The sequence below is a fragment of the Streptomyces sp. NPDC017940 genome (genome assembly GCF_044328435.1).
Lineage (GTDB): Bacteria > Actinomycetota > Actinomycetes > Streptomycetales > Streptomycetaceae > Streptomyces.
This window is the reverse complement of the sequence record NZ_JBIRHJ010000003.1, coordinates 910,245-922,958: the sequence shown is the minus strand read 5'-3', so window position 1 is coordinate 922,958 and position 12,714 is coordinate 910,245. Positions and strand designations below refer to the sequence as shown.

General features: G+C 73.0%; 10 protein-coding genes. 5 read left to right on the top strand and 5 right to left on the bottom strand.

Annotation, left to right across the window (positions count from 1 at the left end; all coding sequences use genetic code 11):
* Positions 1-44: 44 nt before the first annotated feature.
* Together ACH4DX_RS14165 and ACH4DX_RS14160 are read right to left on the bottom strand one after the other, a co-directional pair.
* Positions 45-359 (bottom strand): AzlD domain-containing protein, encoded by a 315-nt coding sequence (locus tag ACH4DX_RS14165; RefSeq protein WP_398122214.1) that lies wholly within the window; start codon positions 357-359, stop codon positions 45-47.
* The gene (locus tag ACH4DX_RS14160) at positions 356-1,105 is read right to left on the bottom strand and encodes an AzlC family ABC transporter permease (protein ID WP_398155201.1); all 750 of its coding nucleotides are present in this window, start codon (positions 1,103-1,105) and stop codon (positions 356-358) included. Before ACH4DX_RS14160 ends, ACH4DX_RS14165 begins: the two co-directional genes overlap by 4 nt.
* Positions 1,106-1,280: 175 nt before the next feature.
* Between ACH4DX_RS14160 and ACH4DX_RS14155 the strand changes: the two genes are divergently transcribed.
* A complete protein-coding gene (locus tag ACH4DX_RS14155) occupies positions 1,281-1,868 on the top strand; it encodes a helix-turn-helix domain-containing protein (protein ID WP_398155200.1) in 588 nt (195 codons plus the stop codon).
* A gap of 412 nt (positions 1,869-2,280) precedes the next feature.
* Here the strand turns inward: ACH4DX_RS14155 and ACH4DX_RS14150 are convergent, their stop codons facing one another.
* The gene (locus ACH4DX_RS14150) at positions 2,281-2,484 is read right to left on the bottom strand and encodes a cold-shock protein (RefSeq protein WP_016645643.1); all 204 of its coding nucleotides are present in this window, start codon (positions 2,482-2,484) and stop codon (positions 2,281-2,283) included.
* Between the two features lie 343 nt (positions 2,485-2,827).
* Here ACH4DX_RS14150 and ACH4DX_RS14145 point away from each other — a divergent pair, with 343 nt between their 5' ends.
* The 3 genes from ACH4DX_RS14145 (at position 2,828) to ACH4DX_RS14135 (ending at position 6,218) form a co-directional block, all read left to right on the top strand.
* Entirely contained in the window at positions 2,828-3,712 is an 885-nt protein-coding gene (locus tag ACH4DX_RS14145) for a menaquinone biosynthetic enzyme MqnA/MqnD family protein (protein WP_398122211.1), read from the top strand.
* A 370-nt stretch (positions 3,713-4,082) separates the two neighbouring features.
* Complete coding sequence (locus tag ACH4DX_RS14140; protein WP_398155199.1) at positions 4,083-5,726, top strand: serine/threonine-protein kinase; 1,644 nt, start codon at positions 4,083-4,085, stop codon at positions 5,724-5,726.
* Positions 5,727-5,942: 216 nt separating this feature from the next.
* Entirely contained in the window at positions 5,943-6,218 is a 276-nt protein-coding gene (locus tag ACH4DX_RS14135) for a WXG100 family type VII secretion target (protein ID WP_051852801.1), read from the top strand.
* Between the two features lie 208 nt (positions 6,219-6,426).
* Here the strand turns inward: ACH4DX_RS14135 and ACH4DX_RS14130 are convergent, their stop codons facing one another.
* Positions 6,427-10,980 carry an FtsK/SpoIIIE domain-containing protein gene (locus ACH4DX_RS14130; RefSeq protein ID WP_398155198.1) on the bottom strand — a complete coding sequence of 1,518 codons (4,554 nt, stop codon included), beginning with the start codon at positions 10,978-10,980 and terminating at the stop codon, positions 6,427-6,429.
* Positions 10,981-11,132: 152 nt separating this feature from the next.
* Positions 11,133-11,393 carry a hypothetical protein gene (locus tag ACH4DX_RS14125; protein WP_398155197.1) on the bottom strand — a complete coding sequence of 87 codons (261 nt, stop codon included), beginning with the start codon at positions 11,391-11,393 and terminating at the stop codon, positions 11,133-11,135.
* Positions 11,394-11,788: 395 nt separating this feature from the next.
* On the opposite strand from ACH4DX_RS14125, the gene ACH4DX_RS14120 reads away from it, so the two are divergent.
* Positions 11,789-12,598, top strand: coding sequence for a hypothetical protein (locus ACH4DX_RS14120; protein WP_398155196.1), 810 nt, complete (start codon positions 11,789-11,791; stop codon positions 12,596-12,598).
* Positions 12,599-12,714 lie beyond the last annotated feature (116 nt).

Sequence of the window (12,714 nt, the reverse complement as noted above, 5' to 3'; positions counted from 1 at the left end):
GGACGGCGGCCGCGGTGGCGCCCGCGAGCCCAGGTGACGGACGCCTACGGCAGGCCCGCGAGCCGCAGCAGCGCCGTCGCGCCCGCCGCCCCCGCCACGACCACCGCGAACGGTGCCCTGCGCCAGGCGAGGACACCACCGACGAGCACACCCGCCGGACGCGACCAGCCCGCGAAGTCCTGCCCCTCGGTGAAGGCGCCGGTGGTGAGCAGCGCGACTAGGAGCACGGTGGCGCCGACGGTCAGCAGTTCCTGCACGCGCGCGGGGAGTTCGACGCGGCCGTGCAGGACCGGGCCCGCGAGGCGGAAGGCATAGGTCCCGGCGGCGAGGACCAGGACGCAGACGAGGTAGGCGTTCACGAGGGGCTTCCGGGGCTCGGCGGGGTGACCGGCTTCCGGCGGCGCACGGCGAGCAGGCCGATGAGGGCGAGCAGCACCGGCGCCCCGGCGGGCAGTACCGGGGTGGCGGCGAGGGCGACCACCGCGCCGACGGCACCGGCCCGGCGGGCGTTGCCGTCGTCCCGTACCGCGGGCAGGACCAGGGCGAGCAGCACCGCGGGGAACGCGGCGTCGAGCCCGAACCGCGCGGTGTCCCCGAGCGCGGAACCGGCGAGCGCACCGCCGAGCACACTGACGTTCCATACGGCGAAGAGCCCGACCCCCGACAGCCAGAACGCGGCCCTGCGGCTGCGGAGGTCCGGCTGCGCGAGGACGAAGGCCGCGGTCTCGTCGGTGATCAGGTGCGCGCCCACGAGCCGGGCCGGCCAGGACCGCCCGAGGCTGTCGGCGACGGCCAGGCTGAAGGCGGCCGTACGGGAGTTGAGCAGCAGCCCGGTCGCCGCCGCTGCCGCGGGGCCGCCGCCCGCGGTGAGCACGGCGACCGCGCTGAACTGGGCGGAGCCCGCGTACACGAGCAGGGACATGGCGACCGGCACCCACAGGGGGAGGCCGCCCGCGACGGATATCGCGCCGAAGGACACGCCGACGACGGCGTCGGCGACCAGGACGAGCGCGATGTCGCGCGGGACGCCCGGAGGCAGATCGGAGAAGCGGACCCACCCCGTCGTTCGCTCTACGGGGTCATCCGTTCGGTTTGGCGAACGCATACCGGGTAGCATGGACAGACGCCGCGCCGTTCGTCAAGCCGAACGCTTCGTTCTCTGTGCCGAACGGTCCGAACGGTCCGAACGGTCCGAACGACCCGTCCGGTACCGAACGGCCCGGTCGTCCGGAGAGGCCCGGGAACCGGAACATCGCAGCAGGACGCAGGGAGAACACCGCATGACCGAGGTCGACGAAGGCGCCGGGGCGCCGCGTCCGGCAGGGCTGCCGCGAGAATGGATCGCCGCGGCGCTGCGCCGCGAGCGCGCCCGCGCGGGGCTCTCCCTCTCCGAGCTGGCCAAGCGCGCGGGCATCGCCAAGTCCACGCTGTCCCAGCTGGAGGCGGCGTCGGGCAACCCCGGCATCGAGACCGTGTGGGCGCTGGCCGTGGCGCTCGGCGTGCCGTTCAGCGTCCTCGCCGAGTCGCCCGGACCCGCGGTGACTGTGATCCGCGCGGGTGAGGGCCCCACGATGCACGCCGAGCAGGCCTCGTACGCGGGCACGCTGCTGTCCCCGGGGCCCGCGGGGGTGCGGCGCGACATCTACCACGGCGCGATGGAGCCCGGCTCGGTACGTGCGTCCGAGCCGCACATCCCCGGCTCCGTGGAGCACCTGGTCGTCAGCACGGGCCGGTTGGCCGCGGGGCCCGGGGGCGAGGTCGTGGAACTCGGCCCCGGGGACTACATGTCCTACCGGGGCGATGTCCCCCATACGTACGAGGCACTGACCCCCGGCACGACGTTCGTCCTGGTCATGCAACACGCCTGACCACTTCATGCCAGCCCGTCCGACGCTTGAGGACGAGGCCGAAGGCCGTGGTTTGTGCGGGGGCGAGGCGGGGCGGCCGGAGTGTGTCAGCCTGTCCGGCGCTTGAGGACGATGTCGAAGGCCGTGGGTTGTGGGGGCGCGAGGCGGGGGCGGCCGGAGTGTGTCAGCCCGTCCGGCGTTTGAGGACGAGGCCCGAGGGCCGTGGTTTGTGCGGGGGCAAGGCGGGGCGGCCGGAGTGTGTCAGCCCGTCCGGCGTTTGAGGACGAGGCCGAAGGCCGACGAGCCCCCAGCCAAGGCGCCCCCGCCAGAAAAAAGCGCCCTCGCCAGGAAAAGGCAGGAGCCCCGTGGCCCCCGCGGACGCGGGGAGCCCGGGGCTCCTTGGGTACTGCTTCCGTTCCGGATCAACCCACCGCTACGCGGGGGTGACGTTCTCCGCCTGCGGGCCCTTGGGACCCTGCGTGACGTCGAAGGTCACGGCCTGGTTCTCCTCGAGGGAGCGGAAACCGCTGGCGTTGATCGCGGAGTAGTGCACGAAGACGTCGGGGCCGCCGCCTTCCTGGGCGATGAATCCAAAGCCCTTTTCGGCGTTGAACCACTTCACGGTTCCGGTAGCCATAAGCCCTCCTTGGGCCAAAGGGTTGCCCTGCTCCAGAACCTGCTGTTGAAACAACTGCAAAAGTCTGAAAACGACGAGAGCCTGCGGGTTACATGCTCCGCAGGCTCTGTACTGCAAGGGAAACCAAACTGCAACTTGCGGTGAGCTTAGCACGCAGGCACCCGGATGCAATAGGGATCAAGATCACGTCACCCGCAGGTTTGACGGACCCCCGGAGGGGTTGACGGGAGCGCTCCCCGAGGTGCTGCCGAGGTGCTCCCCAGGTGTTCCCGGAGGGGCTCCCCAAGACACCCCCGGGGCCCCGGCCGCCGCACCGCACCGAGGGAGGGCTAACCTCGCCGATGTGGACAATTCTCCCGCTGACACCTCGGACGGGGCAGGCCCCGTCCGCACCGCGCGGCCGCGCGTCGGTCACATCCAGTTCCTGAACTGCCTCCCCTTGTACTGGGGTCTCGCCAGGACGGGCACCCTCCTCGACTTCGAGCTGACCAAGGACACGCCCGAGAAGCTCAGCGAGCAGCTGGTGCGCGGCGAACTCGACGTCGCACCGGTCACCCTCGTGGAGTTCCTGAAGAACGCCGACGAACTGGTCGCGTTCCCCGACCTCGCGGTGGGCTGCGACGGTCCCGTCATGTCCTGCGTGATCGTCTCGCAGGTGCCCCTCGACCAGCTCGACGGCGCCCGCGTCGCGCTCGGCTCGACCTCGCGCACCTCCGTACGCCTGGCGCAGCTGCTCCTGGCCGAGAAGGTCGGCGTGCGGCCCGACTACTACACGTGCCCGCCCGATCTCGGCCTGATGATGCAGGAGGCCGACGCCGCCGTCCTCATCGGCGACGCGGCGCTGCGCGCCAACCTCATCGACGGGCCGCGGCTCGGCCTCGAGGTCCATGACCTGGGCCAGATGTGGAAGGACTGGACGGGCCTGCCGTTCGTCTTCGCGGTGTGGGCGGCCCGGCGCGACTACCTCGCGCGCGAGCCCGAGGTCGTGCGCGAGGTGCACCAGGCGTTCCTGTCCTCGCGGGACGTGTCCCTGGAGGAGGTCGCGAAGGTCGCCGAGCAGGCGGCGCGCTGGGAGATGTTCGACGCGGGCGTCCTCGAGCGCTACTTCACGACGCTCGACTTCCGCTTCGGCGGCGCACAGCTCGCCGGGGTGCAGGAGTTCGCCCGGCGTGTCGGCGCGACGACGGGGTTCGCTCCGGATGTACGGGTGGAACTCCTCCGGACCTGACCGCCCCGAACCACCGGGGTGAATTCGACGGCACGGTATTGGGGAGGCGTCCGAAACCGTCAAGCGGATCCCGATGTGCGGCTTCCGCCTATGTCGCCGCGGCATAAGGGAACCGGTCGCCGGGATCGACCACCGGCGTCACCGCAAGGAACAGCGGCCCCCCTTTTCCCCGGCGGGCGCCGGGCTTCCCGGACGCCGGGACCGGACACCGGGACCGGACACCGGGACCGGACGCCGGGAGGGCGCGGGCGGCGCACCCCGCGCCCATTACGCTGGGCCCCCAGCACCGGCATGCGGCGGACGACCGGGGGACGCACCGGAGGGCACCGCACCGGGCATGCGGTCGCCGCATCTGGGGGAGGCCTTCGCCATGCACCCGCTCGAACCGGACGAGCCCACCGCCATCGGGCCCTACCGGCTGCTCGGCCGGCTCGGCTCCGGCGGCATGGGCCGGGTCTATCTCGGCCGCAGCGCGGGCGGCCGCACGGTCGCCGTGAAGGTGGTGCACCCGCACTTCGCGCAGGACCGGGAGTTCCGCGCCCGCTTCCGCAGGGAGGTCGACGCGGCACGGCGGGCCGGCGGCGCCTGGACCGCCCCGGTCCTCGACGCGGACCCGCAGGCGACGGTGCCGTGGGTGGCGACGGGGTACGCGGCGGGCCCCTCGCTGACGGACGCCGTGCGCGAGGGCGGGCCGCTGCCCGGGCACTCGGCGCGCGTCCTGGCCGCCGGCCTCGCGGAGGCCCTGACGCACATGCACGGCATCGGCCTGGTGCACCGCGACGTGAAGCCGTCCAACGTGCTGCTCACCCTGGACGGGCCCTGCCTCATCGACTTCGGCATCGCGCGCGCCACGGAAGGCACCGCCACCCTCACCGCGCTGACCTCGACCGGCGTCTCCCTCGGCTCGCCCGGCTACATGGCGCCCGAGCAGATCCTCGGCAGGGCGGTCGACGGCGCGGCGGACGTCTTCTCCCTCGGCGCCGTCCTTGTCTTCGGCGCCACGGGCCGCGCGCCGTTCCCCGGCGACTCCACGGCCGCCCTGCTCTACAAGGTCGTCCACGAGCAGCCCGACCTCGGCGGCCTGAGCGGCGACCTGCGCGACCTCGCCGCCGCCTGCCTGCACAAGGACCCGGCGGCGCGCCCCGCCCCCGCCGAGCTGTCCCGCCGCCTCGCCCCCGCAGGGGCCGCCGCCCTGGTGGCGGCGGGCTGGCTGCCGGGACCCCTGGTGGAACGGGTGAGCCGGAGCGCGGTGCGGCTCCTCAACCTCGACGCGGGGGCCGGGGGCGCGGCCGCCGGGCCGCCGGGCGATCCGGTGCCCGCGTCAGGACCCGTGCCGTTCACCGGCCCCGCGGCGGGGGCGTTCGGACCGCCCGACGCGTCGTACGGCGCGACATCCGCTCCGTCGCACGCACCGGGGGACTCCTCCCGCCCCGGCAGGCTCTCCCTGTCCGTGGCGGCGGCGGCCACGCCCGCGCGGTCCGACGGGCGGGGCAGGAAGGTCAGTTGCACGGTGGTCCTGGCCGCGGCCGGGGCGCTCGCGGCGGTCACCGTGGGGTCGGTGTTCGTGTTCGGCCTGCTGCCGAAGGACGGGGACGACAACAAGGACGCGGCGGGGCGGACGCCGAGTGCGACGGGTGGCGCGCGGACACCCGCGGACGGCGCCGTTCCCGTTCGCTACCTCGGCACGTGGCGGGGCAAGGCGTCCGCGCAGGAGGGACTCGTACCGCTCGGCACGTTCGACGTGACCGTGCGGCAGGCCCCGGCGAAGGGACGGCGCATCGGCACGGTGACGCAGACGGACCTCATCGGCAACAAGTGCGTCGACATCCTCACCCTGAAGTCGGCGTCGGCCAAGGAACTCGTGGCGACGGGCACCGGCGCCGAGTCCAACGAGAAGCAGTGCTCCCAGACGGCCCACACCGTACGACTGCGCCCGGTCGGATCGGAGTTGCAGTACACCTCCGTGGACCCGGGGGCGGGGGACCCGGAAGCGCGGCTGAGGAAAGTCGACTGAGGAAAGTCGACTGGGGCAAAGGCGGCGACTGAGCCGACGCCGGGGGAGATATGTGCCTCTGCAAGGCTATGGGGGATTCGTCGAACACCGTTGCGTCGCGGGGATGTCGCAGGACCGTCGCAGGTTGCGGTGGGCGGTAAACCTGGCGTTGACAGGTGCGGTAGCGTCCCACGTGGCAGTTGAGAAGATTTACTTTAGCGACACGGGGAGGTATCGATGTCCGACATCGACCGCGGTGCAAAACTCGAGAAGTTGCAGAAGCTGTACGAGGCGTTCCAGAAGAAGGAGACTGAGGTCCGCGACCTGATTCACCTCCTGGACGGTCAGGCCAACGACAGCCACGGCTTCTGGAAGGGCCCGGGCGCCGACCGGTTCCGCGACGAGTGGCGCGAGTTCAAGCCGCAGATGAACCGGCTCGCGGACTCCCTCGGTGACGCCCACAAGTCGGCCAAGAACAGCCACGACCGAATCGAGCAGGCCACCGCCCGCTGACCCGTTCCCGCGTACCCGTACGTGGGGCCCCGTAAGGGGCGCGGGGAACTGCGCGCTCAGCGCGCGACGAGCCGCAGACGCGTCTGCCTGATATCTGTGCAGACGCGTCTGCGGCTTTTCTGTGGCTGGTCGCGCCCACGCGGCGGAGCCGCACATCGATACAGCCCCGCGCCCCTGGCGGGGCCCGGCCCTGGCGGGGCCCGGCAGGTCAGGAGTCGAGGATGGCCTGCACCGGCACCATCAGGCCGGAGCGGACCAGGATGCCGCGCCCGACGGGACCCCCGCCGGACCCACTCGGCACCCGGACGTTGAACAGCTCCCCGTCCGACGCGCTCTGCGGAGACAGGATCATGCCCTGGCGCGAACGCCGCGCCTCCACCACGAACCCGCGGTACTGCGAGCTGAGCGTGTCCGTGGCACCGGCCACGACGACCGCGATGCCGCCGTCCCTGCCGTTCTGCGCGACCTCCTCCAACGGCCGGTCCAGGGGCCCGTCGTAGAGCATGTCGGCGTCGTCGGCCACCACCGCGAACGTGCCGTCCGTACGCTCGATGAGTTCCTTCAGGTCGCGTTCCGTGCTGTCGGCGGTGAGCACGCCGAGCACGCCGGGATCCTCCTCCAGGGATCGCAGCGGCGAACGCCGGGGGGTGACCAGGATCGTCGGCACCCGGTTCGCGAGGAGGCTCCTCGCCGCCACGAGCAGGGCGGTCGACCGGCCCGACCTGGGCGGACCCGCGATCACGAAGCCGGGACCCGACTCTTCCAGGTCGACGCCGATGGGCTCCAACTCGTCGCCGCCGACGCAGAACAGGGCCCACAGCGGCGACGGCGGCACGAACGCCGGGTCCAGGGCGCGCGCCTGGTCGAGGGTGATCCGCAGGGGCAGTTCGTCGACGCGCAGGGGGCGGCACTCCCGCGGCGGCGCCGGGTGCGCGCGCCGCGCCTCGGCCGCGATCTCCCGCAGGGCGGCCACCTGCGCCTGGCCCGAGGGGTCCGGGGCGAGCAGGGCGATCTGGCTCTCCTGGACGCCCTGGTCGGTCAGGCGCAGGGCACGGCCCGACGGCATGTCCTTGGGCACCTCACGGGCGGAGAGCCCCGCGAGGGAGTACTCGTTGGCGTCCGTGAGGCGCAGGATCAGCTTGTCCGCGAAGGACGGCGAGACCTGACCGCTGAAGCCGCTGCGGTCCGCGGTCATCACGACCTTCACGCCGACCGCCGCGCCCTCCCGGAAGATCTTGGTGGCCATGTCGATGAGCTTGCCGTAGTCGACGTTCTCCAGGGCGGCGACATAGCCCTCCCAGTTGTCGATGAGCAGCACCATCCACGGCATCCGGTCCTCGGGCGCCGCCGTGGCCCGCTGCTCCGCCGCGCTGGAGAGGCCCTCCATGGCCAGGTACTGCTGCCGCCGGGCGATCTCGCCGGAGAGCCGGTCGAGCAGTCTGCGTACGCGGTCGGGCTGGTCGCGCGTGACGACGGCACCGCAGTGCGGCAGCTGGGCGAGCGGCAGCAGGGCGTTCGCGCCGCAGTCGATGCCGTACAGATGCACGTCGGCCGGTGAGGCGGTGGCCGCGAGGGAACCGGCGAGGCTGCGCAGGGCGGTGGAGCGGCCCGAGCGGGCGCCGCCTGCCAGCATGATGTGCTCGCCGTGCACCAGGTCGAGCGCGAGCGGTGCCCGGCGCTGCTGCGCGGGCAGGTCGGTGAGGCCGATCCTGATGGGCGGCACCTCGTCGGCGGCGCGCGGCCGCTCCTCGGTCACGTCGGGGAGCTCGCCGAGCCACAGCAGGTCCGGCAGCGGCGGGAGCCAAGGGCTGTGCTGCTCACCGAAGCCCAGGAGAGCGGCGCCCGCACGGATGGCGCCGACCAGGACGCTCAGGTCGGTGACCAGCGTCCCGTCGTCGTCGTTCGCGGCGACGCGCGGGGCGGGGCGGCCGAACGCGGCCCAGTCCACGGGGAACGCGGTCGCCTTCGGCCGGTCGGCGTCGTTGCTGGGCCTGCGGCCACCGATGCGGGCCGACTGCACGGCCACGAGCGACTGGGCGCCGGAGCGTACGTAGGCGCGTCCGGGCGTGGACTTGGCGATGGCACCGGCGTCCGGCGCGTCGATCACGTCGGAGGACTCGCCGCCGTCGGTCACGCGCAGCGCGATGCGCAGGTTGGTGTTGGCGCGGATGTCGGCGCTCACGACACCGGCGGGCCGCTGGGTGGCGAGGACGAGGTGGACGCCGAGGGACCGGCCGCGGCGTGCGATGTCGACGAGTCCCGCGATGAAGTCGGGGAGTTCGGCGACCAGCGAGGCGAACTCGTCGATGATCAGGACGAGCCGGGGCATCGGTGCGAGGTCGGGGCGGATCCTGCGGGTGTCGTCGTAGTCCTCCAGGTCCTTGGTGCCCGTGTCGAAGAGGATCTCCTCGCGCCGCTTCAGCTCCGCGGCCAGCGAGGCGAGCGCGCGCTCCGTCAGATGGGCGTCGAGGTCGCTGACCATGCCCACGGTGTGGGGCAGTCGGGCGCAGTCCTGGAAGGCGCTGCCGCCCTTGTAGTCGATGAGGACGAAGTTCAGGGCGTCCGGGCGGTTGGCGAGGGCCAGCGAGGCGATGATCGTCTGGAGCAGCTCGGACTTGCCCGCGCCGGTGGTGCCCGCGACCAGGGCGTGCGGCCCGTCCCTGCGGATGTCCAGGACGAAGGGGCCGTCGGCCGCGACGCCGATGGGCGCGGCCGTGGTGGCACCGCCACGGCGCCAGATGTCCGCGACGTCGGCGCCCGTGGGGTCCGGCATGCCGAGCAGCGAGAGCAGCCGGGCCGCCGTCGGCAGGGCGGCGTCGGCGTCGTCCTGGCTGACGTCGCGCACCGGGGCGAGGGAGCGCGCGAGGAGCTCGCACCAGCCGCCGGACACCTGGTCGGCGAGTACGTCCCCGACGTGTTCGAGGCCGCCGCCGCTGACGCGTACGTGGTGGGGCTGCTCGTGCAGGCCGATGACGGCGGCCTTGCACTCCTCGGGCAGGAGCCGGTCGTCCTCGTCGACGCACACGGCGAGGATGCCGTGCCGCGGCCCCTCCTGAAGCAGCTGCGGTACGCCCGGCATGCGCCGCAGCAGCCGTGCGCCGTCGAGCAGGACGAGGACGAACGGGTCCGGGCGCAGCCGGTTCGCGGCCCCGAAGTCGTTCGCGGCGGCCTTCCTGCGCGCCAGCTCGGCGAGCAGCTCCTGGATGCGGCGGCCCACGACCTCGGGCTCCGAGCCGACCAGGGACACGCAGTCCTGGCCCTGCTGCGGCGCGGTGTGCGGCAGCCAGTGCGCCCACTCCCAGGCGGCCCTGGCGTCGGCCGCGGCGGAGAGCACGACGAGGGAGAGGTCACGCGGGCTGTGCAGCCCCGTGGCCTGGGCGAGCAGCCAGCGGGACACGGCGAGGCCGAGGTCGCGCGGTCCCGCCACACCGATGACGCCCAGTTCGGGCAGGGCCAGGGTGACCGGGACGTCGGCGACGACGGGGGGCTCCGGCGGCTCGTCGAAGCTGCTGCTGCTCGCAGCCCTCAGCTCGATCCCGGCGGGCAGCGCGGCGAGGCCCACCCGCAGCTGGAGCACGTCGGGGTCGACGATCCTGCGCTCCCACAGGCGCCGGCGCGGCCCGGTCGCGTACAGCAGGAGTTCGGCGGGGTCGGGGTGGGCGGCGCGGCGGGCCTTCTGGTCGGCCTTGCCCAACTCGGTGACCCGCGCCTCGTACGCGGCGCAGGCCCGCCTGTACTCCTTGACGTCCTGCTTGTACTTCTTGCGCTGGTGGCGGGCCTCGCTGAACCAGTACCCGAGCATCATCAGCGGGCTCATCGCGCAGAAGAGCAGCGTGTAGACCTGCCGGGTCATGAAGTACATGCTCAGGCCGAAGAGGGCCGGTATGAACGAGGTGATGAGCTGGAGCCGCGGGCCCTCGCCCTTCACGGGCTCCGCGGGCACCGTCACCCGCGGGCGCCGTGGCGGCGGGGTGAACCGGGGCGGGCGGTTGTAGGCGTAGCCGCCGTCGTCGGTGGGGGCGAGGTGGGCGTCGGGCGCCTCGGTCCCGGTCAGGACCACCCGGGTGTCGCCGACCGCGAGCAGCAGGCCCTCGGGCCAGGGGCAGTCGGCGGTCACGGGTGCGTCGTCCAGGGTCAGGGGCACGCCGTCCTGCGGGCGCAGCGTGACACTGCCGTCGACGCCCACGGCGACCCGGAAGGCGAGGCCGGGGACGGTCGGGTCGGCCACGGGCAGCGTGCAGGAGGCGTCGGCGCCGACGCTCGCGGTGCCCGCCTGGACGCGGGTGACGCGGCCGGTGTCCGGGCCGCCGCACACGCGCAGTTCGAAGCGGCCGACGGGTTCGCCCGCGCGCAGGAAGGGCCCGATGGAGTCGTCGGCGGTGACGCGCGCGCCGTCGCGGAGCGCCGAGGACGCGGGGGCCGCGGCGTCGTACCGGGTCCCGTCCACCCACAGTCCCGCGGCCCGGGCGCCCGCGGCGCCACCGGAGCCCTCGACGGCGGTGGCGCCCCGCACGGCGTCGGCGCCCTGGGTGGCGGTGGCGCCCCGCACGGCGTCGGCGCCCTGGGCGGCGGTGGCGCCCTTCACCGCGGTGGCGCCCCGCACGGCGAGGGAGGCGGGGAAGCGTCCCGTGACCACGTTGCCCGTGTCGGCCGCGACGGTGAGACAGGCCGCCGCGTCGGCGACCGTCGCGTCGTCGTCCACGGTCAGCAGGACGTCCTGCGGGGCGGCGCCCTCCCGTACGGCGGTCACCATGACCTGCATGCTGATGCTTCCTCCCGGCCTTCGATCAGGCCTCGTCCCGGCCTTGGGCACGGCCTGACGCAGGCCCTCGACGCAGCGCTCACGGGACCTTCGGGCCCCGGGGCCCTCGGGCTCCGGGCCCCCGGGCCCCCGAGCCCTTGCGGCCCGCTCGCCTACTTCTTGTCCTTCTTCGCGTCCCTGATCGCCTGGTCGCAACTGCGGGCGACGTCGCGCAGCGCCTCCGCGACGTTCTCGCACTTGGTCTTCCAGCTCTTCAGGTCGCCCCGCACATCGTCGGCGTGGGGTCCGGCCCAGGACTTCATCTGCGTCGTGGAGAAGTCACGCGTGGCCTTCGGCAGATCCTCGATGTGGTCCGCGAGGCTCCGCAACTGGGAAGCCCTTTTCGTCTGCTCGGCGAGCTCTGGATCCGCCACCTCGACTACCTCCCCGTTGAACTGTCGATACCGGCCCGCCGGGCGCGGCGGGGGCCGCCCCCGGGACGCCCGCGTTCGTGGCCGGTCCTGGAGCGAGGGTACTCAGGGGCCCTCGGGGGTGTCGAAGTGCGGGACGGCGGAAGAAGGAATTCCCCCCCGGCGTCGATTCAATTGCTCCCGCAATGCCCGGTGCGCCGGTATCGGTTCGGCATTCGCACGCCGAACGGTCCGGCAAGTTGCCTGCTTTGGGGTACTTGACCGCATATCACCATTGGCGGAACTGCGGGCCCCGTGGATAGCGTCAACCAGTCGGTGGCGCCCCATAACAGCTCGGACGCGCCCCATAACAGCAGCGAGCCCATCACCGGGCAGCGAACCCGTAAAGGGAGTAGTAGATGCCTGCCATGGATTCGACCCGGCGACGGCTGCGGCTGTCGGACGCGCACATCAGTGTGCTCGGACTGCTCGTCGAGGAGGGGGAGGTGCCGCAGGAGCTGGCGCGTGCGCACTCCGAACTGCGGGCCGCGGGCATCCTCGACGACGACGACAAGATCGCGTCCGAACTCTTCCCCCTGGTCTCCACCCTGCTGGAACCGCACGTCATCGCCCGCGTCGAGCTGACGGGGCCGCAGGGCACCTCCACCAGCGGCGTGGTCGTCGGTAACGACTTCGTCTTCGCCCACGAGGCGTGGCCGGGGGAGCCGGAGTCGGAGTACGTCCCGGTGCACCCCGCGATGCTGGTCTTCGAGCTGTCCCGGATGGTGGACCTGCATCAGGACGACACCGACGCCGAGGACATCGGCGAGGAGATCGTCTCGACGATGGGTGTCCTCGACGCGATCGTGGAACGCATGGAGTCCGATGGCGCCGACGAGCCCGCTGCCATCACCGAGGCCGTGAACGCCCCGGCCCGTCTGACGGAGATCTTGGCGCAGCTCAACTGCATGTGGCGGATGACCGTGGCCCGGCCCGGCGGCGAGGGGCATCCGGACGGTCTCGGCCTGGCCGGCCTCGCCGTCTGGGACTGCGGCATCGAGGGCTACTGGGTGCGGGAGGCCCCGGCGGAGCCGATCCACGAGGGCCAGGTCGAGGTGAGCAGCGAACTCAAGGTGCGCCGCGTCACGGCCAAGGAGATCTGGCAGCGGATCACGGACCTCCTGCCCGACCAGGACCAGCTCCTCGTCGACGCGCCCACGCCTGCCTAGCGGGACCGGGCACTCACCACGCCCGCCCGGCAGGGCCGGGCAGTCTATCCGAGCGGAAGCCGCACCGGCGACCGCGATCCAGACAGGCCGGACCCGAAGTCGGACTCAGGGGGACA